Source organism: Peribacillus aracenensis (genome assembly GCF_025175645.1).
GTDB classification, from domain to species: Bacteria; Bacillota; Bacilli; order Bacillales; family DSM-1321; genus Peribacillus; species Peribacillus aracenensis.
Map to the genome: position 1 here is coordinate 1 of NZ_JANZMJ010000109.1, position 592 is coordinate 592.

At 47.1% G+C, this 592-nt stretch carries 2 rRNA genes; both read left to right on the forward strand.

What is annotated here, in order from left to right:
- Window positions 1-219, forward strand: a 16S ribosomal RNA gene (locus N0M92_RS29230); the annotation flags it as partial.
- 177 nt (window positions 220-396) lie between these two features.
- Window positions 397-592: ribosomal RNA gene (locus N0M92_RS29235) — 23S ribosomal RNA — on the forward strand; the annotation flags it as partial.

The window sequence follows — 592 nt, forward strand, 5'->3', positions numbered from 1 at the left end:
CTGCATGAAGCCGGAATCGCTAGTAATCGCGGATCAGCATGCCGCGGTGAATACGTTCCCGGGCCTTGTACACACCGCCCGTCACACCACGAGAGTTTGTAACACCCGAAGTCGGTGAGGTAACCTTCATGGAGCCAGCCGCCTAAGGTGGGACAGATGATTGGGGTGAAGTCGTAACAAGGTAGCCGTATCGGAAGGTGCGGCTGGATCACCTCCTTTCTAAGGATAATTACGAGAGCGCTTTTGTTTTGTTCAGTTTTGAATGAGTAATTCATTCAAATAGGAAAGTCAAGCATCACGATGTGATGACATTCTTTCTGCATTGTTCCTTGAAAACTAGATAATAGATAGAAGGCAATTAATTTTTTTCAAAGCATCTGTAAGATCTTTTTTAACGGTTAAGTTAGAAAGGGCGCACGGTGGATGCCTTGGCACTAGGAGCCGATGAAGGACGGGACTAACACCGATATGCTTCGGGGAGCTGTAAGTAAGCTTTGATCCGGAGATTTCCGAATGGGGAAACCCACTGTTCGTAATGGAACAGTATCTTTACCTGAATACATAGGGTACTGAAGGCAGACCCGGGGAACTG